The 22454-nt window shown below is 62.1% G+C and carries 21 protein-coding genes; 14 read left to right on the forward strand and 7 right to left on the reverse strand.

The window, feature by feature from the left end:
• Nucleotides 1–41 precede the first annotated feature (41 nt).
• From AB4Y87_RS05260 to AB4Y87_RS05270, 3 genes are all read left to right on the forward strand, one after another.
• The gene (locus AB4Y87_RS05260) at nucleotides 42–560 is read left to right on the forward strand and encodes a hypothetical protein (protein WP_442003372.1); all 519 of its coding nucleotides are present in this window, start codon (nucleotides 42–44) and stop codon (nucleotides 558–560) included.
• Nucleotides 561–653: 93 nt separating this feature from the next.
• Nucleotides 654–1280, forward strand: coding sequence for a LysE family transporter (locus AB4Y87_RS05265; RefSeq protein ID WP_442003373.1), 627 nt, complete (start codon nucleotides 654–656; stop codon nucleotides 1278–1280).
• A gap of 35 nt (nucleotides 1281–1315) precedes the next feature.
• Nucleotides 1316–1681 (forward strand): hypothetical protein, encoded by a 366-nt coding sequence (locus AB4Y87_RS05270; RefSeq protein WP_431116856.1) that lies wholly within the window; start codon nucleotides 1316–1318, stop codon nucleotides 1679–1681.
• Here the strand turns inward: AB4Y87_RS05270 and AB4Y87_RS05275 are convergent.
• Entirely contained in the window at nucleotides 1665–2699 is a 1035-nt protein-coding gene (locus AB4Y87_RS05275; protein WP_442003374.1) for a LacI family DNA-binding transcriptional regulator, read from the reverse strand. The two genes, AB4Y87_RS05270 and AB4Y87_RS05275, sit on opposite strands and share 17 nt — an antisense overlap.
• Before the next feature lie 111 nt (nucleotides 2700–2810).
• Between AB4Y87_RS05275 and uriH the strand changes: the two genes are divergently transcribed.
• From uriH to AB4Y87_RS05290, 3 genes are read left to right on the forward strand one after another with little or no spacing between them, the layout of a single operon-like run.
• Nucleotides 2811–3896, forward strand: a complete 1086-nt coding sequence (uriH, locus tag AB4Y87_RS05280; RefSeq protein WP_442003375.1) for a uridine-preferring nucleoside hydrolase UriH — start codon at nucleotides 2811–2813, stop codon at nucleotides 3894–3896.
• Entirely contained in the window at nucleotides 3896–5362 is a 1467-nt protein-coding gene (uriT, locus tag AB4Y87_RS05285; RefSeq protein WP_442003376.1) for a uridine transporter UriT, read from the forward strand. The genes uriH and uriT overlap by 1 nt, the downstream gene beginning before the upstream one ends.
• Nucleotides 5359–6330, forward strand: coding sequence for a ribokinase (locus AB4Y87_RS05290; protein ID WP_442003377.1), 972 nt, complete (start codon nucleotides 5359–5361; stop codon nucleotides 6328–6330). Before uriT ends, AB4Y87_RS05290 begins: the two co-directional genes overlap by 4 nt.
• Nucleotides 6331–6412: 82 nt before the next feature.
• On the opposite strand, the gene AB4Y87_RS05295 is transcribed toward AB4Y87_RS05290, so the two are convergent.
• Nucleotides 6413–6754, reverse strand: a complete 342-nt coding sequence (locus AB4Y87_RS05295) for a hypothetical protein (RefSeq protein WP_442003378.1) — start codon at nucleotides 6752–6754, stop codon at nucleotides 6413–6415.
• 100 nt (nucleotides 6755–6854) lie between these two features.
• Between AB4Y87_RS05295 and AB4Y87_RS05300 the strand changes: the two genes are divergently transcribed.
• From AB4Y87_RS05300 to pabB, 3 genes are all read left to right on the forward strand, one after another.
• Nucleotides 6855–7523, forward strand: coding sequence for a TetR/AcrR family transcriptional regulator (locus AB4Y87_RS05300; RefSeq protein ID WP_442003379.1), 669 nt, complete (start codon nucleotides 6855–6857; stop codon nucleotides 7521–7523).
• 110 nt (nucleotides 7524–7633) lie between these two features.
• Nucleotides 7634–8227 (forward strand): low molecular weight protein-tyrosine-phosphatase, encoded by a 594-nt coding sequence (locus AB4Y87_RS05305; RefSeq protein ID WP_442003380.1) that lies wholly within the window; start codon nucleotides 7634–7636, stop codon nucleotides 8225–8227.
• On the forward strand, nucleotides 8224–10257 hold the full coding sequence (gene pabB / locus AB4Y87_RS05310) for an aminodeoxychorismate synthase component I (protein WP_442003381.1): 2034 nt from the start codon (nucleotides 8224–8226) through the stop codon (nucleotides 10255–10257). The genes AB4Y87_RS05305 and pabB overlap by 4 nt, the downstream gene beginning before the upstream one ends.
• A 5-nt stretch (nucleotides 10258–10262) precedes the next feature.
• On the opposite strand, the gene cls is transcribed toward pabB, so the two are convergent.
• A complete protein-coding gene (cls, locus tag AB4Y87_RS05315) occupies nucleotides 10263–11735 on the reverse strand; it encodes a cardiolipin synthase (RefSeq protein WP_442003382.1) in 1473 nt (490 codons plus the stop codon).
• A gap of 83 nt (nucleotides 11736–11818) precedes the next feature.
• Here cls and AB4Y87_RS05320 point away from each other — a divergent pair, with 83 nt between their 5' ends.
• Nucleotides 11819–12760, forward strand: a complete 942-nt coding sequence (locus AB4Y87_RS05320) for an aminodeoxychorismate lyase (protein WP_442003383.1) — start codon at nucleotides 11819–11821, stop codon at nucleotides 12758–12760.
• 251 nt (nucleotides 12761–13011) lie between these two features.
• The gene (locus AB4Y87_RS05325) at nucleotides 13012–14466 is read left to right on the forward strand and encodes an amino acid permease (RefSeq protein WP_442003384.1); all 1455 of its coding nucleotides are present in this window, start codon (nucleotides 13012–13014) and stop codon (nucleotides 14464–14466) included.
• A gap of 117 nt (nucleotides 14467–14583) precedes the next feature.
• Here the strand turns inward: AB4Y87_RS05325 and AB4Y87_RS05330 are convergent, their stop codons facing one another.
• Nucleotides 14584–15072, reverse strand: a complete 489-nt coding sequence (locus tag AB4Y87_RS05330; protein WP_442003385.1) for a carboxymuconolactone decarboxylase family protein — start codon at nucleotides 15070–15072, stop codon at nucleotides 14584–14586.
• A 335-nt stretch (nucleotides 15073–15407) separates the two neighbouring features.
• On the opposite strand from AB4Y87_RS05330, the gene AB4Y87_RS05335 reads away from it, so the two are divergent.
• Genes AB4Y87_RS05335 through AB4Y87_RS05345 form a run of 3 tightly spaced genes read left to right on the forward strand, consistent with a single transcriptional unit; the run spans nucleotide 15408 to nucleotide 18167 of the window.
• A complete protein-coding gene (locus AB4Y87_RS05335) occupies nucleotides 15408–17171 on the forward strand; it encodes a GMC oxidoreductase (protein WP_442003386.1) in 1764 nt (587 codons plus the stop codon).
• Nucleotides 17168–17572 (forward strand): PAS domain-containing protein, encoded by a 405-nt coding sequence (locus AB4Y87_RS05340; RefSeq protein ID WP_442003387.1) that lies wholly within the window; start codon nucleotides 17168–17170, stop codon nucleotides 17570–17572. Before AB4Y87_RS05335 ends, AB4Y87_RS05340 begins: the two co-directional genes overlap by 4 nt.
• Entirely contained in the window at nucleotides 17565–18167 is a 603-nt protein-coding gene (locus tag AB4Y87_RS05345; protein WP_442003388.1) for a cupin domain-containing protein, read from the forward strand. Before AB4Y87_RS05340 ends, AB4Y87_RS05345 begins: the two co-directional genes overlap by 8 nt.
• A 164-nt stretch (nucleotides 18168–18331) precedes the next feature.
• Here AB4Y87_RS05345 and AB4Y87_RS05350 read toward each other — a convergent pair whose 3' ends face one another.
• The 3 genes from AB4Y87_RS05350 to AB4Y87_RS05360 are packed head-to-tail and all read right to left on the reverse strand — an operon-like array spanning nucleotide 18332 to nucleotide 22355.
• The gene (locus AB4Y87_RS05350) at nucleotides 18332–19384 is read right to left on the reverse strand and encodes a PLP-dependent cysteine synthase family protein (RefSeq protein ID WP_442003389.1); all 1053 of its coding nucleotides are present in this window, start codon (nucleotides 19382–19384) and stop codon (nucleotides 18332–18334) included.
• Entirely contained in the window at nucleotides 19381–21024 is a 1644-nt protein-coding gene (locus tag AB4Y87_RS05355) for an aromatic amino acid ammonia-lyase (RefSeq protein WP_442003390.1), read from the reverse strand. The genes AB4Y87_RS05350 and AB4Y87_RS05355 overlap by 4 nt, the downstream gene beginning before the upstream one ends.
• Before the next feature lie 2 nt (nucleotides 21025–21026).
• On the reverse strand, nucleotides 21027–22355 hold the full coding sequence (locus AB4Y87_RS05360) for an NtaA/DmoA family FMN-dependent monooxygenase (protein ID WP_442003391.1): 1329 nt from the start codon (nucleotides 22353–22355) through the stop codon (nucleotides 21027–21029).
• Between the last annotated feature and the right edge of the window lie 99 nt (nucleotides 22356–22454).

Below are 22454 nucleotides of genomic sequence, written 5' to 3' on the forward strand. Positions count from 1 at the left end.
GCATTATTTTCTGCCTGCTAGTTAGGCCATAGCGTCAAATTATGATTATTCAAGCTGGCTTCGACATCCAGGTGCTCGCGCGTCCATACATAGTTCCCAATGAGATACCGCTCAGCAGGCTTGTTGTCATCGGCCTCAATTCCGACATGTGTTTAACCAGCATTGGCATCGCCAGTTATCAGTTTGATGGTTCGCTGGAGCCGCTCTTCGACGACATTTTCGAGGTTCTTACGACGGAAGGGATCAAGTACTTTGCCATCGCCTACGGCGGTTGTTGGCAACATTTCGATTTTGAAAGCGCTGAGCCTTCGCCTGCTGAGATGGAGAAGCTTCGGAGACTGGCAATAGCACGTGGGCTACTCATGATCGGGAACTACGGCATCGATGAGTCGCGGGCAACGGCCGTCGAGCTCCACTCCTTCTTTGACCAACACGGAAGGGATCTGCCTGAAACCATGCTCCACTGGCGCCATTCGAGCCTGTCCAAGTATCCCGAATGCCACTGGTGGCAGGATTTCGTGAAGAGGTACGGACACCTATTGAACTCAAACGGCAACTGAGTCAACGCCCTGGGGTCATTCTGTTGTCCCGAGCGCCAGACTATGTCAGGAAGCAACGCGTTCAAACCACGCACCTCATCCGCATAAGCTGAGATGGTGCAGTTTTCCCTTTGGCTGGCCCTGGTTGGCGCCGGCACCCTGATCAGTTTCACTCCCGGCGCCGGTGCCATCTTCACCATGAGCAACTCGCTGAATTCCGGTTTCCGACGCTCCATCTGGGGCATCCTCGGCCAGCAATTGGCCTTGGTGATCCACATCGTCATCGTGGCCTTGGGCGTCGGCGTGCTCGTCTCGAATTCGCCTGTGATCTTCAACATCGTCCGCTACGCCGGCGCGGCGTATCTGGTGTACCTCGGCCTCCGACAGTTCCTGCGCAAGCCGGACCTGGATGAGGAAAAGGTGGACAGCCGAAAGAACGAGTCCGGCCTTTCCATGTTCCAACGCGGCGTCTGGGTGAACCTGCTGAATCCCAAGGCAATCGTGTTCTTCCTGGCCTTCATGCCGCAGTTCATCCGGCTGGACCAGCCGCTGCTTCAGCAATATGCCGTGCTGACGGCCACCGTCCTCGTTATCGACATCTTGGTTATGTGGTTCTTCTTCGCTCTGGCCGCGCGTTCATTCCAGCGTTTCACCCACGACGAGCGCGGCCAGAAGGTCCTCAACCGTGTGTTCGGCTGCCTGTTCGTGCTGGTTGGCATCTTGCTAGCGACCATCCACTAGCCACGGCGGCCGGGACACGCTGCTACCGTCGAGGTATGGAAGCGGACTGGATCGAGCACCGACGTTCGGACGATGGCGAGCACGTGGGATGGATGAAGCCCGCAGGTGACGGATTCGTCGCAATCGACATGCTGGGACGTCCACGCACGGACGAAGTGGATTGGTTCACCGCTGAGGAAACACTCGATGACCTCGGCCTGCGCTACCTCGCCGACCCCCACGAATTGCTACTCGACGACGGCACGTGGCTGCGCGTCCGGATCGCCGAAGTAACACCTGACGCTGTACGGGTGAAGAAGGAAGACTGGGGCGATATGACGGCGCCCCAGATCTATTTCACGGTGTCGAACCCCGTCTCGGAGGCACAGCTTCGCCCGCTATTGGCTAACCCAGCGACGTAGAACCCCGCACCACCAGCGAGCTCTCCAGCGTCACATGCGGTTCCTCCAAAGCGAGCCCTTCCATGAGCCCGCGGAGTTGTTCCCCCGCCCTTCGTCCAAGCGGGGTCGCCGGCAGGTGCACGCTCGTGAGGCTGGGATTGCTGGTGGCCGAATACGGGAGATCGTCGAAGCCCGCAACGGCCAGTTCGGCAGGAATCAGGACGCCCGCCACACGCGCTTCCTGCAGCACGCCATACGCATGGGTATCGGTACCGCAGACGACGGCGGTCACCCCCTCACGCTGCCACGCGGGCCAAGCGTCGGCGAACGCTGCGGCGGCAGCACCGACGTCGATCGCGGTGCTGATGACATGCCCATCGGCAACCAAAAGCCCGCACGCTGCGGCCTCCTCCAGGAAGGCTTCCCTGCGCAGGTGGAAAGTGGTGGTGCCGGTGATCCCGTCCATGTAGGCGGCGCGGGTATGCCCGGATGCTGCGAGGTGACGGGCCAATTCACGCGCACCTTGGGCGACGTCGAGGTTTACGGACGGGGCGTAGGACTCGAGGCCGGGCGCGTCAAGGAGCACAAGCGGTCCGGCCGCGGACAGGTCCTGAAGAAACTCAGCACTGGGGGCGCCCACGAGCAGGCCGGCCGGACGGAGTGCCAACAATTTGCGAACATCCTCGGCCTGCGGCGACTCCCCTGCGTCGGTCACCGAGAGCAGCAGTTGGTAAGCCGGGCCGAGTGATTCCCGGACGCCTGCGATGACGTTGGCGAAGAACGGGTTGGACACGTCGGGCGTCACGAGAATGACGATGGAGCTGACTCCGCGAGCCAGCGAACTCCCAATGCTGTCAACCACATAGCCAAGTTCGGCGATCGCTGATCGGACGCGTGAGATGTTGTCCTCGGATACTCGTCCTTGCGTCTTACCGTTGGCTACCAATGAGACGGTGGCAGTGGAAACCCCGGCCCGGGCAGCCACCATCGCAGCCGTTACACGGGGCGAGCGGGCGTTCCGCCGATCCAAGGTATCCATGCATCGATCGTAGCGTTGTTGCAGCGCGAACAAGTGGCCCAAGGCATCAAGCGCTTAACGCCAAGTACGTTAAGCGTTTGACGTAACCCCCGGAGCAGTGCCAGAATTCCCATGAATGCTTACCGCCCTGCTTCGGGCAAGAACCTGGCAGGCCCCAATGACGTGGAGACAAACGTGGACCCCAATCCCCTGACAGCACGCAAGAAGATCATTCTTGACTGCGACCCCGGCCATGACGACGCAGTGGCATTGTTGCTGGCCCACGGAAACCCGGACATCGAGCTGCTCGCAGTGACAACGGTGGTGGGCAACCAGACCCTCGAAAAAGTCACGCGCAACGCCCTCTCGGTAGCCACCATCGCTGGCATCACCGGCGTTCCGTTCGCCGCAGGTTGTGACCGCCCCCTGGTTCGAACCATCGAGACGGCCCCCAGCATCCACGGCGAATCCGGCATGGATGGTCCGGAACAGCCCGAGCCCACCATCGAACTGGACCCGCGCCACGCCGTCGACCTCATCGTTGAAACCGTCATGGCACATGAGCCGGGCACCATCACCCTGGTGCCTACCGCGGGCCTGACAAACATCGCCATGGCTGCCCGCAAGGAGCCGCGCATCGTGGAGCGCGTGAAGGAAGTTGTCCTCATGGGCGGCGGCTACCACGTGGGCAACTGGAGCGCAGTGGCGGAGTTCAACATCATCATCGATCCCGAGGCCGCGCACATTGTGTTCAACGAAAAGTGGCCCGTGGTGATGGTCGGCCTGGACCTCACGCACCAGGCACTGGCCACAGATGAGGTGGTGGACCGCATTGCCGCCATCGGAACCAAGCCGGCCAAGTTCGTCATGGAACTCATGGACTTCTTCCAGAAGACCTACAAGGATGCCCAGGGCTTCGATTTCCCGCCGGTCCACGATCCCTGCGCAGTTGCCTACGTCATCGACCCCACCGTGATGACCACACGCAAGGTGCCGGTGGACATCGAACTGCAGGGCAAGCTCACCCTCGGCATGACGGTGGCGGACTTCCGCGCGCCCGCCCCGGAGGACTGCCATACGTCCGTGGCCGTGGATCTGGATCACAAGAAGTTCTGGGATCTTGTCACCGATGCGATCGAACGGATCGGTGAACCAACCCTCGACGGCGGCGCTGACGCCACCGCCGCGGTTAACGTCGCAGCCGGAGAGGCAAAGTAATGTCCATCCTCATACCAGAAACCAAGTCCACCCGGGGTAACGTCACCGCGCTTATGGTCGCCCTTCTGGCAGCCTGTGTTGCCTTCCAGCTCAACGCCTCCATGCTCAGCCCTGCCTTGGTCACCATGGGCAATGAGCTCCAGACGGACCAAGCCACCATCGGCCTGTCCCAGACCTGGTTCTTCACCGCCGCAGCACTGTTCTCCCTCTTCCTCCCCCGGCTCAGCGACATCGTGGGCCGCAAGAAGATCCTTGTGGGCATGATGCTCCTGATGGCTGTTGGTTCGGTCATCGCGGCACTCGCACCGGATGTCACGTGGCTCTTCGTAGGCCGCATCATCCAGGGCGTCAGCGGTCCCACTGTCCCCCTCTGCCTCATCATGCTCCGCTCCGCAGTGAGCAACCCGCGCAAATACGGCACCCTCATGGGCCTCATCACCGCAGTGAACGGTGGCGTGGCTGGTGTCGACTCGTTCGTGGGCGGCTACTTCGCCGAGAACTTCGGATTCCGCAGCATTTTCTGGCTCATGGTTGCCCTGGCCCTTGTGGCAACGGTCCTTATCGCCGTCCTGGCGGGAGAGAGCAAACCTGCTGCCGGAACCACCATGGACTGGTTGGGCGTGTTCTTCATCGTGATCGCGGTAGGCGCCCTCCTGACAGCCTTGAACGAAGGCTCCAAACTGGCGACGGCCTTCGACGCCGGGACGCTAACGTTGGCCATTGGCCTGATCCTGGTTGCCGCCGTCGCGTTCTTCGCCTTCTGGACTGTTGAAAAGCGCGCCAAGCAGCCCATGGTGGAAACCGTGCACCTGCGGCAGCGTTCCACGTGGGCGCCGCTTTTGACCACCACACTGACCATGACCGGCATCTTTGCAGTCATCAATGGGATCGTCCCCGCGTTCGTTCAGGCGGCCGAACCCGGCTTCGGCGTCGGCCCCACCGAGATGTCGCTCATGATCCTCACACCGTACGCACTGCTGGGTTGGCTCTTCGGCCCGATCAGCGGCAGGCTCGCCCCGGTCCTCGGCTACACGAAGGTCCTTCGTATCGGACTGCTGGGCAGCCTCGTGGCCTTGGCGATCATCGCGTTCTTCGGCCTGAACAACCTGCCGATGATGATCGTGGGCACAGCCTTGCTGGGCATCATGTACGCCGGTACCGTCAACATCATGCTGAACGGACTGGGCGTGGTCCTCTCGCCCCAAGGCAACCTGGGCTTCCTCCCTGGAATGAATGCGGGCGCTTTCAACCTCGGCGCCGGCCTAAGCTTCCTGGTCCTGCCCGCGGTCCTCGTTGCGACGTCCGCACTGGGTGACGCAAAGGCGTCGTACCTCACCGTTGTGGTGGCGGGTCTCGCCATCACCCTTGCCGCCTTCGCCGCCTCACTGTTGATCCCGAAACCTCTGGATGCAGAAGTCGCAGAGGTCGCAGAGGCAGAGGCGGCGAGTGTGGAGGTAAGCAAATGAGCACAGAAGCCGGCGCACCCACGGCGGGGATCGTCGTCGTCGGCTCCCTGAACGCCGATCTGACGATCTACTGCGACCGCCTTCCCAAGCCCGGCGAGACGGTCCACGGCAATGGTTTCGCCGTAAACCCCGGCGGCAAGAGCGCCAATCAGGCGGTGGCGGCCAGCAAGCTCGGCGCCCAGGTCAGCCTGGTGGGCGCAGTGGGCGATGACGCCAACGGAAGCATGCTCCTGGACTCGACCGCCAACGCCGGAGTGGACGTCACCCGCGTCCGACGCTCGGACGCCGCGACGGGCGTCGCGGTCATCTCGGTGGATGCCAGCGGCGAGAACAGCATCATCATCTCGGCCGGGGCAAACGGGACTCTAACGCCGGCAGACGTGCGCACGGCAGCGGACGCCATCAACAACTCTGCGGTGGTCTGCCTCTGCCTTGAAGTCGCGATCGATACTGTGATCGCCGCTGCACAAGCAGGGCACGACGCCGGCGCTACCGTCATATTGAACCTCTCGCCTTACGCGGAGGTACCGGAGATTCTGGCCGACTTGACCGACGTGCTGCTGGTCAATGCGCACGAGGCCTCCCTGTTCCTGGGCGGGGAAGCCGACGTTCCTGACGCCGACGCGGAGGCTGAAGCATGGGAACCTGTTCGCAGCCAGTTTGCCGACAGGGGTTTGCAGCGCGTGCTGGTAACGCTGGGCGCCCACGGGTCTGTTGTGCTGGATTCGTTGGCCCGGGGTACGCAGGACCAGATCACCCGTATTGCCCCTACCCGCGTTTCAGCCGTAGACACCACCGGTGCGGGTGACGCGTTCACGGGAGCTGTCGCTGCACGCCTTGCTGCCGGCGATTCCCTCGCCGACGCCGCCGGCTTTGCCTCAGTGGCTGCCGCGTTGGCCGCCACGAAGAAGGGCACCCAGACCGCTTACCCGACCATTGCCCAGGTAGAGCAGCTGCGGGGCCTTTAGTCCCAGCGCTCCCACCCAACTGACTGGCATTTGTGGTTGTTCCCAGCGCTGGGAACAACCACAAATGCCAGTCAGTTGGTTTTTAAGCGGACCTACGGGCGGCGCGCTCAGCGGCCTTGCGGCTCAGTGCGCCATGGCCGGCAAACAGTCGTGGGACCACAAAATAGACTGCTGCCGGAACCACAAGCGCAGTCAGCAGGAGTGCCCGGAGGACGGGGTGCCACGGCTCCATGATCGGCCCGAGCAAGAGCATGCCGATGGATACCAAGGGGAAGATCGCGATCCAGGTGATCAGCGCCCGCATGTGCACGGACGGCGCTTTCGGGGCTTGCGAAGCCGCTTGCGAAGGTCCTTGTGCACGGTCCGGGACAGCCGTGGCAGCGGCCTCACCGGGATCAATTTCGTCAGTAGCTTGAGCGGTCATGGCATTCTCCAACCAGATAGTTGCAATTAGCTTGGTCTCACAATAACCACACACGCCAACAATTACAACTACTTAGTTGGGAAATGGTAATCTGGTACTTATGGCATGGGACACAGAGCGGACCAAGTCGCTGCTGCTCGAGGCGGCGACGTCCGAGTTTTGCACGCGAGGACTTGCCGGGGCCCGGATTGATCGCATCGCTGCAGAGGCGGGCGTCAACAAAGAACGCATCTATCAGTACTTCGGCAACAAGAACGGCCTTTTCGACGCGGTCATCGTAGCCGCCCTCAGCTCCCTCATGGATGAAGTGCCCATCCACGGTGAGGGCCCAGAGGCGATGGCGAACTATGCGGGCCGTCTGTTCGATCATCATCAAGAGGACGCCACCGCGCCACGCCTTCTCTTCTGGGAAGGCCTGGAACGCGGCACCGAAGTTGTGGGCCTGCCCAAACGGATGGCCAACTGTGCGTCCAAGGTCAACAGCACCATTGCAGCCCTTCCCGGAATCTCAAAGGAAGACGCCGGTGATCTCCTGATCACCATCGTCAGTCTTTGCGATACGGCCCCCGTGCTGCCCGCACTCGATGGACTCATGGCCGGGAACGACCCCGGCCGCCTCGAGAGGCGACGCGCCGCCGTCGTACGCACCGTCCACTTGGCTGCCTCCGCGCTGACTGCCGAAGCAGCGTCTGCCGGGTCAGCGCCTTCCGGCTCAGCGCCCGCCCGCTCAGCAACCACAGAAACGGCGCCAGCTCCAGCGGCCAAGTAGGCCAATTCACTGCGCGCCCCCTACACCCTGTGACAGCTTTGACAGGAAAAGTGACTCCGTTGTGAAGTGGCCCCTAGCCAAAAAGGGGTGCCATCAACCATGCTTGCTGCATGTACTCAACGACGAGCCCATACCGCATCATCACGGTCTGCACTGGAAACATCTGCCGCTCGCCCATGGCAGCGCTCATGCTTACCGAAGCCTTCGAAGCGGAAGGGCTCGGCAAGCTGATACTGGTGGACTCAGCGGGCACCACCGGGTACGAGGTGGGGCACCCCATCGATCCCCGGGCAGCCCGCAAACTGGCCGCCCACCACATCGCTTCGGAGGACCACGTCGCACGCCACTGGAGGCGCGAGTGGTTCGCTGAGCGGGATCTCATCCTGGCATTGGACGTGGATCATTTCGGCTGGCTTCAGGAGGGCGCTCCGGATCGCGAATCCTTGGCCAAAGTCCGGATGCTGCGCAGCTTCGATCCCGTGATGGTTGGGCGCAGCTCCCTGGATCAGGGCATCGAGGATCCCTGGTACGGCGGTCACACCGACTTCGACAACACCTGGACCCTTATCAAAGCCGCTATTCCAGGCATCGTGCGCTACGTGAGCGCCGCAATTACAGAACAGGCAACAGGAGACTCCGGACGTAGCCCCAGCGATGCCCGAAACGAAGCCAGCGAGCACCAGCAGGTAACCTCTATGTCATGACCCCTGCACCCGTGATCATCGCCGTGGACGGGCGGTCCGGCGCGGGCAAGACCACGCTGGCCGTTGAACTGGCGGCCCGCCTTCGGGAGCACCACAAGGTTTCCCTTTTCCATCTGGAAGACATCTATCCCGGATGGAACGGCCTTGCCACGGGCATCGAAAGATACGTCGCGACGGTCCTCACACCTTTGAGCCAAGGGGAAGCGGCAGAATGGGTCAGCTGGGATTGGGAACGACATTACGACGGCGCGCTGCACGTAACGCTGCCGGCCGAAATCGTGATCGTGGAGGGCGTTGGCGCCGCAGCGAACGCGGCACGCCCCATGCTGGACGCCATCGTGTGGGTCGAGTCCCCCGGTGACGATCGCCGTCGTCGGGCTTTGGCTCGTGACGGAAATACCTACGAACCTTATTGGGACAGCTGGGCTGCCCAAGAGGATATTTGGCTCGAAGCTGACGAGGTAATCGGCGCAGCAGACATCCGGGTCCAGAACCTCGCGGATGGCAACGCCCCGGACGACGTCCTGCAGGCAATGCGGTACTTGCCGTCGTTGTCAGCGATCCTCTCGCYGGAACTCAGCGCGCGTCGAGGACTGCAGCTCCGGTCCGAAAAGATCAGCGCCGTTCCTGACGCCGAGGCGCTCTTTCAGAACCTCTGCGGTTCCTCGACCAATGCCGTCTGGCTGGATTCCTCCAACGCTTCCGCAGTTTCAGGGACGTCCCAGGCTGCTGCCCGGAGCCGCTTCAGCATCTTGGCAGACGATGGCGGCACGTTCGGCCAATCCGTCCAACACCGCGCGGGAATCACCCAAGTGACCGCCGGAACAGCCACTGTGGAAACTTCCGGACCGTTCTTCCGCTGGCTCGATTCTGTTTGGGGACGCCGGGCCGTGCGGGCACCCCGCGGCTACGATGGCCAGTTCACGCTCGGCTGGCTGGGCTATCTGGGCTACGAACTCAAGCGGGAAACCGGGGGCAACGACGTCCAAGCCGAGACTCCCGATGCCGCGCTGCTCTTCGCTGGGCGGGCCGTGGTGCTGGATCATCGGGAAAACACTGTGTGGTTGCTCGCCCTGGACGCGCCCGACGCCGATGAGTGGTTGCACGAGGCTCGGACCGCCGTCGGGGCTGCTTCAGCCGCCCCGACTGCCGCCGTCGTGTCCGCTCAAGGGGCGGCTCCGGAATTTACCTGCCGGGATAGCGCGACGGACTATAAGAGCAAGATCGCCGACGCCCAGCATGAAATCAGCGAAGGCAACTCGTACGAGATTTGCTTGACCACCATGCTTGAAGCCCCTGCCGGCGGGCTTGATCCGTGGCAGAGCTATCGGGCGTTGCGCCGCCGCAATCCGGCACCATTTGCCAGCTACCTTCGGTTCGGCGAGCTGGTTGTCGCGAGCACCTCGCCCGAGCGCTTCCTGCGGATTCTCTCCGACGGCGGCATGCGGGCCGAGCCGATCAAGGGCACGCGTGGGCGTTCCGCCGACCCCACGGAGGACGCCGAGCTGCGCCGCGACCTGGAGACCTCGCTGAAGGACCGCGCGGAAAACATCATGATCGTGGACTTGCTGCGCAATGACTTGAGCCACTTCGCGATTCCAGGCTCGGTGACGGTCAGCAGGCTGTGCGCGATCGAAAGCTACGCCACGGTCCATCAAATGGTCAGCACCGTGGACGCGCACCTTCGACCGGGCGCTCCGCGGGCAGAGGCTTTGGCTGCCGCCTTCCCGGCTGGGTCAATGACCGGTGCGCCGAAGATCAGCACCATGGACATTCTTGACCAGCTTGAGGCGGGCCCCCGCGGTATCTATTCAGGAGCGATCGGCTACTTCTCCCTGAACGCTGCCACGGACCTCGCCGTCGTGATACGCACCCTGGTGGTCAATCCGGACGATGACGGTGTGCGAACACTCAGCCTTGGCGTCGGCGGGGCAATTACTGCAGATTCTGTGGCAGATGACGAGTACGAAGAGATCCGGACCAAGGCGTTTGGCGTGTTGTCGACGCTGGGGGCTGACTTCCCAGGCTGAGCAGCCTATTGGAGCGTCGCCGTCAATCTCGCGACGTTATCCACATACTTGGCCAACGGGGGTCTATCCATCCAGTCATCCAACGTAAGCTCACGGGATACCTCGCGATACGTGGATTCCACGGCCCGCATGAGGTTCACGGTTTCGGCGCCCAGGAGCATCACCGAAACCTCCATGTTCAGGGAGAAGGAGCGCATGTCCATATTGCTGGAGCCGAGAACCGCAACTTCGTCGTCGATGGTGAAGTGCTTGGCGTGGAGTACGTACGGAGCGCGGTACAGGTAGATGCGGACACCTGCTCCGAGGAGAGCCTCGTAATAGGACCGCTGGGCGTGGTGGACGAGGAATTGGTCGCCCTTTTCGGAGACGAAGAGTTCCACATCAACGCCCCGCTGGGCCGCCGTGGTGATGGCGTAGAGCAGGGAGTCATCGGGCACGAAGTACGGGCTGCAAATGGAGATCCTGTGCTGCGCCGAGTAGATCAGCGTATTGAACAGGCGCAGGTTGTTCTCCGTGGCGAACCCCGGACCACTTGGGACCACCTGGGCGGTGACGTTCCCCGGGGAGGGTTGGGAGGGCAGGCGAAGCTGGCTTTCGAGTGACTCGTCGGTTTCGCTGAGCCAGTCCGTGGCGAAAACTACGTTCAGGGTGGCCACGATGGGACCCTCGAGCCGGGCCATGAGCTCAACCCATTGACGGCCCGCACGGCGATGCTTGGGGTTGTTGTAGGACGGCTCGATCAGGTTCTGCGAGYCCGTGAACGCCAGTGTCCCATCGATGACCAGGATCTTGCGGTGGTTTCTAAGGTCCGGGCGGCGCCATTGGCCGTGGATCGGAAGCAGGGGCAACATTCGCTTCCACTGGATCTGGCCTGCCTTGAGCCGGCGGACCAGCCGACGGTAGCCCTTGATGCGCAACGTTCCGATGTGGTCGAAGAGCAACCTGACGGTGACACCGCGCTCGGCGGCCTTCTCCAGTTCGGTGAGCAACTCGTCCGTCACGAAGTCGCTGCTCATGATGTAGAACTCCGCGTTGATATAGTCCGTAGCTCCCCGCACGGCCTCGGCCATGGCTTTGATGGACTCCTCATAACCAGGAATGAGCTCCACCTTGTTGCCGTCAACCATGGGCAGCGAGCCAAGGCGGTGGTTCAGCTCACCTGCGGACTTCACCCACTCCGGGCCGGAATAGGTACTCACAGGATCGGACAGGTCAGAGGTCACCGCCCGAACGCGATGATTAACTTGTTCCTGCTGCTGACGCCGCCGCTTGGACAAGCGGAAATTTCCAAAAAGCAGGAAGAGCACGAATCCTACGGTCGGGACGAGGAAAACAGCCAGAAGCCAGGCCATGGCCGTAGTGGGGCGACGGTTACCGGGGATGATGCCCAGCAGAACGATGCGCATGATGACTTCCGCAATGGCCCAAGCACCCAGAAGCCACGTCCACTCCAGGCCAATCGGAAAAGGAAAAAGCACTCCACAACCCCCACGGTCCAAGAACTAACGGTAACCACAGCCTATCCGCCCGGTCCTTTGGAGGGCCGCACTAAGCTTGGAGCATGACTTCACCTGCCCCTACGGTCCTCGTTTTCCTGGACCCAGCCTTCGAAAACGGCCGCATTGCCGATTCCAGCCAGCCCCAGCTCATGGCCACCGACCTCGGCGCTACCCGTGGCGATGGCGTGTTCGAGTCGCTGCTCGCCGTCCAGGGACGCGCACGCAAAGTGCAGGCACATTTGAACCGTTTGGGCAGTTCCGCGGCGGCTTTGGACTTGGCGATCCCGGAGCAGGATGCCTGGCGACGAGCAATTGACACGGCGATTACAGAGTTCCGCGGTAATTACCCGGCACCCACGCCCGAAGAGGACGAAGTCGTCGTCAAGCTGATCGTGACCCGTGGAATTGAAGGCGCGGCGAGCCCCACATGCTGGGTACAGGCTTCGCCCTCACCCGCGGGCAGCCGCCGGCAGCGCGAGACGGGCATCGACGTCGTACTTCTGGACCGTGGCTTTGACACCGAGGCCGGTGAGCGTGCGCCGTGGCTGCTGTTGGGAGCAAAGACACTGTCCTATGCCGTGAACATGGCGGCGCTGCGCTACGCGCACAAACAGGGTGCAGATGACGCCATCTTCACCTCCACGGATGGTCGTGTCCTCGAGGGGCCGACGTCCACCGTGTTGCTTGCCCACCTGGACACAGTCGACGACGGCGAAGGTTCCGTCAGGACGGTTCGCCGGCTCATCACGCCGCAGCACGATAGCGGGATCCTGCCCGGCACATCGCAGGGCGCCCTTTTCGCCGCCGCAAAGGCAGCCGGGTGGGAGCTCGGCTACGGGCCGCTGGTGCCACAGGACCTGTTCGATGCCGACGCCGTTTGGCTCATATCGAGCATCCGCTTGATCGCGCCGGTGAATCACATTAACGGCCAGGAGATCGGCACGCCCGCTGTCCGGAAGCAGCTCACAGAAGAACTGAATGAGTTGTTTGCCGGAATCGAGTAATTCCGGCCGGCCAGACTGAGGCCTACTCTGCTCCGCTTGGAACTTAGCAGATCACAAGTAGAGTAATTGCTCGCATGACTCATTGATAAGGAATTCTTTGCCTCAGCATTGAGCTTCACAGAGGTTCAATCACGTTCCTTATCCTCCTTGAAATGGGTGTCCGTCGTGTGATGAATCTTGTTCTCGTGTTAGTTGGATCACGTCCGCCTGACACCACTTCAGACTTTGCTGGCTAACTTCCCGGAGGGAATATGGGACACAGCTCCCCCACAACAGCCGAGGCATCGGCACCCGAGGCCCAGTCGGAGACTGGCGCCTCACAGACAGGACTTCGCCGGTCCATGGAGGCCCGGCACCTGGTGATGATTGCCATGGGCGGCGTCATCGGCTCAGGCCTGTTCGTCAGTTCGGGCTACACCATTGCCACCGCCGGCCCCTTGGGCGCCGTTCTCGCGTTCCTCATCGGAGCCGTGGTGGTCTACCTGGTGATGGCATGCCTCGGGGAACTCGCCGTTGCGTTCCCCGTTTCAGGTGCCTTCCACATCTACGCCGCCCGGACCATCGGACCCGCCACTGGCTTCGCGACAGCCTGGCTCTACTGGCTTTGCTGGGCGGTGGCGCTGGGTTCGGAATTCACTGCGGCCGGCCTGCTCATGCAACGCTGGTTCCCTGGCGTCGACGTCTGGATCTGGTGCTTCGTATTCGCCACGGTCCTGTTCACGCTGAACGCCATTTCATCGCGAGTCTTTGGTGAATCTGAGTTCTGGTTCGCGCTCATCAAGGTTGCCGCCGTCGTCGGCCTGATTATCCTGGGCGGCGCCGCTCTGATGGGCTTCCACCCGCTCGCCGCAGGCGAATACCCCTCGCTCACCAGCAACTTCAGCACGCCCGAAGGGCTTTTCCCCAACGGCTTCACGGGCGTGTTCGTCACCTGCCTGGCAGTGTTCTACGCCTTCTCGGGCTCCGAACTGATCGGTGTGGCCGCCGGCGAAACATCCAATCCCGGCGCCAACATCCCCAAGGCCATGCGGACCACGGTCATCCGTCTCATGATCTTCTTTGTCGGCGCGATTACCGTTATCGCCGCCACCATCCCTTACGAGAAGGTCAGCGTGGACGAAAGCCCGTTCGTCACCGTCTTCTCGATGCTCGGCATTCCGTTCGCTGCGGACATCATGAACTTCGTGATCATCACTGCGCTGTTGTCGGCTGGAAACTGCGGACTCTACTCCTGCGCCCGCATGCTCTTCTCGCTGGCCGACGAAGGACACGCACCCAAGGCGTTCAGGAAGCTGACCAAGCGTGGGATCCCAATGATTGCCTTGTGCGTCAGCATGCTCGGCGGCTTGGCCTCGCTGATCAGCAGCATCGTTGCGCCGGCAACCGTGTACCTGGTGCTTGTCTCGATTGCCGGCTTCGCTACCGTGGGCGTGTGGATGTCCATCGTTGCCTCGCACTTCGTGTACAGGCGMACGTTTATCAAGAACGGCGGCGACCTCAGCACGCTCCCGTACAAGGCGCCGCTCTTTCCCTTGGTTCCGATCCTGGCGTTCGCGCTGTGCGTAGTTTCCTTGATCGGCATCGCGTTCGACCCCAACCAGGTGGCGGCACTGCTCTTCGGCGTCCCGTTCGTAGGCGCCTGCTACGCGTTCTTCTACTTCAAGTACGGACGACGCCGGTCACTCAAGAAGGCGGTTGGCGTCTAGTCGCCGTGGCCCCTGAGCTTCTTTGCCTGCAAATCAGCCCCTGGACAACCTTTACGGGGTTGCCCAGGGGCTGATGTTGTTTGAAAGGAGGTCAGGACGCCACAGGGCCTGCCAGATTTAGGACTTCGGCTTGACCGTCCTGACCGGGTGCTCGCTCAGGATGGACAGGCGGTTGAAGGCATTGATTCCAATGGCTGCCATGCACAGGACACTGATTTGCTCGTCGTTATAGTGTTCCCGGGCCCGCTCGAAGAGTTCCGGGCTCGGCCGTGACGTGCTCATGCGGGTGATTTGCTCCGTGATTTCCATGGCCAGCCGTTCGGCCGGCTCGAACAGCGTCACTTCCTTGTAGACAGCTACCAAAGACAGACGCTGTTCCGTTTCGCCGTACCCCAACGCCCTGCGATGGTGCAGGTCCAAGCAGAATGCGCAGCCATTGATCTGCGAGGCAAGGTAGTTCAGAAGTTCGATGGTCCGGCGTGGGACACCTGTCCGGTCGGCTTCCCCAATCACCTGCTGGGCATAGTGGCTCAGTGTTGCGTAAAGCTCGGGCTGTTGCTTATCCAGATAGCCGGCGAGACGTGCTTTTGTTTCCTGTTCAGGCATGCTTGGAGCCTAGCGCAACCGGCTCGGAGTGCCGGGCCGCCCAAGAGCACCCCGCTTTGGAATGCCAGCCTCATCCGGTGCAAACGCGTCCCACCAGCCCGCATTATTGACTAATTTATGACCACTTCATCACATACTGAAAATGATACTTGACTACTAATCATGGCAAATGATGGACGCACTCAATGACGCAAATAAATACGCTTCCAGTATCTATTGCGCGCCCATTCCAACAGTGATTCACTGAGGCGCAGTGATCCCTGCTGGGGCGGGAGAACTCCCTCTCTGTCCGGCAGGACACACTGTTTTCACTACGCCGTGAGAACAGAATGTTGATGGAGGGCATCATTGTGAGTGCAGTTTCTTCGTCCCAGAATTTCAACCACGGGTTTCCCACACCCGGACCCCAGGATCCGTCTCCGCAGAAGGTCATGGATCACGTATTCTTCCTTAGCCAGGAAGAATGGAAAGACGTCCGCGAAACGGAGCAATTCGACCATATAGTCATCGGCAGCGGGTTCTGCGGGTACGCGTTCGCAGAGAGGACCCTGACGATTAACCCGCAAGCCAGGATCCTGGTTATTGAGCGGGGCCCGTTCTTCTTGCCCCAGCATTTCCAAAACCTTCCGTTGCCCTACCGCGAAACCCTTGGCGGGCTTTCTGAAACATTCCCGTGGACGCTGGCTGCAGCCACGGCCAACCAACCCGCTGGCAAGATCTCCTGGCAGCACGGCATGGTCCCCTTCTATGGTGGCCGCTCCATTATGTGGAGTGCCTGGTGTCCGCGCCCTGAAGAGGATGAGATGCGTGGATGGCCGCGCACCGTCATGGATGCCGCAAAGGCGCATTTCACCACTGCAGAGGACCTGCTGAATGTGGTCAGCGCCGACCAAATCGACGCCGGCGCGTCTGCCGACGTCGTTGATCTCATCAACAACACCCGCCCGGTCTACGGGATCATGCAGAAGGCGCTTCAGGATCGGCTGGCGGTGGGTCTGCACAAGATCGATTCCGCCACCCGATCCATGCCGGCACCGCTGGCAGCAGCTTCGGGCGCGACCTCAGGCATTGACTTCGCCAAATTCTCCACGCCGTCGGTCTTGCTTGAACTATCGGACAAGCAGCAGCGGTTGGCAGCGGCAGGGAAGGGATCGCCGCTCCGCATCATTACCGACTGCACGGTGAACAGCATCATCCAGCAGGACGGCCGGGCCACAGCGCTCGATACCACCCGGGGCGTGGTGAACATCGGAAACGCAAACCTGGTGCTTGCCATGGGCACGTTGCCACCTGCCACTCTGGTCCTCAATTCCTTCCCGGAAGTACCTGGAGTTGGTGAGCAGTTCAGCGCCCACTTCATCACATCCGTCGTGGCAAGGGTTCCCCGCAAGGACTTTGACTTCAGTGAGGCCCTGGGAGAGTTGGAACTGGCTGCCATCTACATGGCGGGCATGAGCCCCGCTGGCATGCAGTACCACGTGCAGCTTTCAGTGCTTTCGGACCGGAGCCCGGACAAGAACGCCCAGAAGTCCGAGCGGTATGCCCCCGACGTCGTCGCAACAGCGTCGCTGGCCCAACTCCAGTCGTCAGAGGACTACCTGGTGTTCGTATGTGCGGTACTGGGCGAATTGGACATTGATAACCCTGAAAACCATCTGCGCTACTCCGGCGGAGCGGACCCCACCAATAACGTGACTTTGCAGGTGCTGGCCAACTCCACGGACGATGCCACGTGGGACACCATGGATGAGGGAACCTTCCAGATGTTGGAGCGCGTTTTGTCACCCGATGGGGCGGATCACGTGGAGTATTGGCACGGCGACCCGGACACCGGAACCTGGGGATCGGACCGGCCGGGCATTCCCGAACGCCGTGTGCCGGGGCTCGTGCACGAGAGCTCGAGCCTTCCTATTGGCGAGGAGGAGGACTCCACCGTCGGCACCGACTACCGCCTCAACGGCGTCGAAAATGTCTACGTAGCGGGTGGTTCATTGTGGCCAACCGGCGGGTCCTGGAATCCAACCATGACCATGGTTGCGTTGACGCAGGACCTCGCCGAGCGGTTGGAGGCCGACGGCGGTACGGGAGTTGCGCTGTGACCGCGGTTCCGGCCCTGGATCCGGCAGTCCTGCCCACCTTGCCGCCGATGACAGTCGCCGACGTTCTGGACAGGCAGGACGGCGTGTATTGGGTGGTCAAGGATGCGAACTCCGTTTTCCTATGGGTGAACCAGAACTTCGCCGACCTCGTGGGGATGACCAAGGACCAACTGATCGGGCATCAGGACTCACGGGCGGCCCATGTTGCCCATGACAAGGAGGTGATGACGAGTGGCAGGCCGTTGCTCAACTTCCACGAAGTCATCGAAGTCCCGCTGAAGGATGGCGGGAACGTGAACGTGCACATCGTGACCCAGAAGGGGCTCCTTCGGTCGCTGGACACGGGCGCGATCATCGGGATCACGGTCTGCTTCTCACTGGCGGATCCTCCCAATGACTGACGTGAATCTGGCGGCCGGGCGCCCGGGCATCCACTCCGCCAACCGGGATTCAGCCAGCCCGCATTCAGCCAGCCCGGACTCCGCCAGCCCCGACGCGAAGGAATGGATCAAGCGGTTGGACATGACGCCGTCAGGCGTTGGCGGCTGGTTCGCGCCGGCAATGGTGAGCGACGAGTTGATCGCTGGTCCRGCCTTGCCTCCGCGTTTCGGCAGTGACCATCCGCTGTACAGCTCCAACTGGTACCTGCTGCAGGCGGGCGAAGTCCTTCAGTTGCACACCTTGAAGCAGGCCGAGTTGTGGTTCTTCCATCTGGGTGCATCAATACGGCTGCACGTCTTTTCGCAGACAGACGGATACTCATCAACGGTCTTCGGTCCGGACCCGGACGCTGGTGAAATCCTGCATGGCGCGGCGCCGCATTCCACGTGGTTCGGGGCCGAGTTGGCTGGGGACGGCTTTGTCCTGATCAGCTGCAGCCTGTCGCCCGGCTACGAACCGAGCGATTCCGCGAAGCCCACGAGTGAAGATGTGGAGGCACTCGTGGCGCAGTTCCCTGGTCAGTCGGAGTTGATCAGGAGGCTCGCGGCCGGCTAAGCGCCGCTCGGGGTGCGCCCGTTGGAGGGCGGGTGCACCCCGTGGCGGTGCGGACGTGAGAGAGCAACCGCCCAAAAGCCGGTGGATGTGAAAGAACAACCGGCCAAAAGCCGGTGGATGTGAGAGAGCAACCGCCCAATAGCCGTTGGATGTGAGAGAGGGTGCTAGTCGGTGGCGTCGCGGGCCAGGTGGATTCCGTGCTCTGCCAGCCACACCGGGTTGAAGGCCTTACTCAGGTAGTTCGTGCCGGCGTCGGGGGCTATGGCCACCACCACGGAACCGTGGGGCGCGGCCCGCGCCACCCGCAGGGCAGCGGCCACCGCGAGCCCGGATGACGGACCAAGCGCAAGCCCTTCTTCGTCGAGGAGCCGATGCACCGTGGAGTAGACCTCGTCGTTAGGAATGCGCAGGAAACGGTCAACAATGGAGCGGTCAAAGGCCTTGGGCCATTCAGCCTGGGGCCAGGAGTTACCCACACCGTCCACCAGGATCTCGCCGGGATGTCCCCCGCTGTAGGCGGAGCCGTAGGGGTCGGCGCCCACCACTTCAAGGTGCCCGCCCGGCCGCAAAGCTGCAACTTTCTCTTTCAGGAACCGGCCATTGCCGCTGATCGTCCCGCCGGTTCCGATGCCGGCCACAAAATGCGTAACCAACCCGTGGGTCTGCTCCCAGATTTCCGGTCCTGTCGTTTCATAATGTGCGGCTGGATTGGCAGGGTTATCGAACTGCATGGGCCGCCAGGCACCAGGCGTCCCAGCCGTGATGCGCGCTGCCACAGCGCGGGCGTTCTCCGGCGATTCTGAGGGCGCGCTCCAGTCCGTCAGGACCACGCGCGCCCCGTAGCTGTGGAGCGCGGCGAGCTTCTCCTGGGAGATGGTGTCGCCGGTGACCACCACCACGGGATGCCCCGTCAACCGCCCAATGAGCGCCAGACCGATGCCGGTATTGCCGGAGGTGCTTTCCACAATGGTTGCGCCCGGCTGTAACTCTCCGGAGCGCTCGGCCGCCCGGACCATGCTCAACGCAGTACGGTCCTTGATCGATCCGCCTGGGTTCTCGGACTCAAGCTTGATGTGGATGGTGCTGCCCAATCCACGGCCCAGCGCCTCCAATTTCACCAGCGGAGTGTTGCCCACTTTGTCCAGGACGGAGGCATCCAGCCCATCAGGCAACCCCGCCGCCGAGTGTGCGCCATGTTTGCGGATTGCGGTACTCACGTGGTCCCCTCCCTTTGAGGCGTAGGCGGCAATTCCTGCGCCACCACATCACGCAATTCACGTCGCGCGCGCTCCACCAGATCCGGAGCCGACGGCCGATCCGCCAGCACATCAGCCAGCCGGCCCGCGACGGCGCCAGTCCCCTTCCCGAGCGGCTGCGCGGCTCCCGCTTCGAGCAGCAAATACGACGCCGTCAGCGCCTCAATGGCAAGCAGTTTCTCCAAAGCCTCCACGGACTTTTCGAGTTGCTGCAATGCCAGCGGCGCCAAGGTGGAGTGGTCCTCGACGTCGGCCGAGAGGGTGGGTGCCCCGAGCGTCGCCGGCGCTGCCAGGAACTTCAGTTCGGATAGCAGTCCAGCTGCTGAGTACCAGAGCAACCCGGGCAACTCCTCCTCCACAAGGCCTGCGGCCGGCCCGGACTCAGAAACCCCATTCGACGACGCATCCTCCTGGTGCCTGGCGGCAGCGTCCAGATGCCTCGCCCGGATCACCCGTTGTGGCGGATACAGCTTGGCGATACGCCGCTCGCTGGAAATGCCCACGTGCGCCAGAGCAAGCCGCAGGCCCTCAAAGGAAAGAGCCAGCTGCATCGGTTGAAAGTTCCCGCCGGACACCATGTGCCCCGTTTCGATATCCACCAACGGGTTGTCGCCTCGCCCGTTCAACTCCACGCTCAATGCAGCGCCAAGCTGTGAAACCAAGGAACGAAAAGCGCCATGCGTTTGGGGCGCAGCACGGAATGACAAAGCGTCCTGCACCGAGACTTCGGGACGAACGTCCTCTAACCAGCCGCCGCGCAACAGGTAACGTACCGCGGCCGCCGAGTCCTTCTGCCCGTCCACCGCCTTTCCCGCCTGAATAACCGGCGAAAACGGGCTGAGGTTCCCGCCGCCGTCGTATCTTGCAATGGTTTCCAAGGACAGCGAAAGCGCGACGTCGGCAAGTTCCGCCAGCTGCTGCAGGCGCACCAAGGCGAGGGTGCCGGCCCCCACCGAGTAGGCGTTTGCGCTGACCAGGGCCAGGGCCTCACCGGGCGCGAGCCGCAGCGGCTGTAGACCGGCGTCGGCGAGCGCTTTGGCCCCGGGCACCAAGGTGCCGTCCGCATCGAACGCTTCACCTTCACCGATGGCAACGGCGGCGACGGCGGCGAGTTGGGTGAGGTCCGACGAGCCGACTGAGCCGTCGCGCGGGATGGCGGGTAGAACTCCGCGGTTGAGCAGTTCGGCATAAAACTGGGCCGTCTCCGGGCGGACACCGGAGCCGCCGCGGCTGAAACCGATGAGCCGTGCGAGGATCACAGCGCGGGAAGATGGTCGGTCCAGATAGTCGCCCACACCACTGTTGTGGTACCTGACTACCTGGATCTGGTACGCCAGGACCGACTTCTCCTCTACAGCCGTATCGCGTCCGGACCCGAGGAGTGTGTTGAGGCCGTAGATTCTCTGCCCCGACGTCGAAGCGCGCTCCAACACTTCGCGTGAGAGGGTGATCAAAGACAACGCATCTTGGTTGAGTTTCACGTGAAACGCCGGATCCAAGGCAGCCTGCCCCACGCTTTCAGGGTCCACCGGCGATGTGCCGATCAACAGGGTCCTGGGCTCGGAGGAAATGGGCTCGGAGGGGATTGGTTCGGAAGACATGGTCAGAAGTCCAGAAGATTCTGGCGGAAGCCGCCGTCGCCGTAACTCTTCCTCAACAGGCCACGGCGTCGCAGTTCGGGAGTGAGCTTGTCCAGCACTCCGTGCACGGTGACGGGGTCCACGAAGCCAGAGAAGAGGAAGCCGTCGCCACCCACAGCCTCGCCAGTCTCCTCAAGGTAGTCCGCGAGTTCACCAACCGTGCCAATGATCGAATCGCCGGCACCACCGCTGCGTGCCTGAAGGATCTGGCGCAGGGTAGACCCCGGAGGCGCTGCTTTGGCGAAGTGCTCCAATGTGCCTTGGTTGCTGTTGGTGCTCAATTCAGGCAACGGCGCATCGAGGTCGAACTGCTTGAAGTCGATCACGGACAGGTAGGAGATCGAGTTGAGCTGGCTGTCGATATCACGCTGGGTAAGCTCCCGGCGCTGTGCACGCAACTCCTCGGCCTCGGCTGATGAACCAACCACGGTGGGCTTGAGCACGAAAAGTACCTTGACGTCGTCGGGGTTCCTGCCCGCCTTGGCAGCCTCGGCACGGATGGAATCCCGGTAGGCCTTCATGCCGTCCACGCCACGCGCCAAGGCGATCGCCACATCGGCATGCCCACCCGCGAACGCTTTGCCCCGAGGAGAAGCACCGGCTTGAACCAGTACGGGCTCCTCCGTCAGAGGTGCGGTGTTCAGCGGACCGCGGACCTTGAAGAAGTCGCCCTGGTGGTTAATAGGGTGCACTTTGGTGTGGTCGGCGAATCTGCCGGCCTCAACGTCCTCGAGCACCGCGTCAGGTTCCCAGCTCCGCCAAAGCCTCCGTACGACGTCGACGAATTCCTCCGCCTTCTCATACCGAAGGTCGTGTTCAATCTGCTGGTCCAAACCGTAATTCTGTGCTGCCAGGTCACTGCCGGAAGTGACAACGTTCCAGCCGAGCTGCCCCTCGGAGAAGTGCTGCAGCGTGGCCAGGAGCCGGGCGGCAGTGAAGGGCGGGTAGAACGATGCGCTGACCGTCGGCACAATTCCAAGGTGCTCGGTGGCGGAAAGAAGGTACGGGACCAGCGCCAAAGGATCATGCTTAGGCGCAAAGGAGGCGTGTGCCAGCGAGACCTCGGCAGTGCCGCCATAAGTATCAGGAACAGTAAGGGAATCCTCGATGATGAAAAGGTCAAGGCCGGATTGCTCAAACGCGCGCACGGCGTCTTGATACAGGGCAGGTTTCTTCCAGTCGTAGCCCAGGCTGTAGCCGGGTGTTCCCCAGCCCTGGACACCGAACCCGTGCCCCACGAACCATCCAAAATGCAGCATGGGCTTGAGTGTAGAGCTGCCTTGTCCGTTCACCGCGACCTGATTTCTTGCGAAGTTACAGGGGGTCGTACTGCGTCAATTATGCTCCCGGGGCGTCACATTTGGGCTGCTACTCCAGCACCGGCCGGTTAC

Source organism: Paenarthrobacter sp. RAF54_2, assembly GCF_052113945.1.
Lineage (GTDB): Bacteria > Actinomycetota > Actinomycetes > Actinomycetales > Micrococcaceae > Arthrobacter.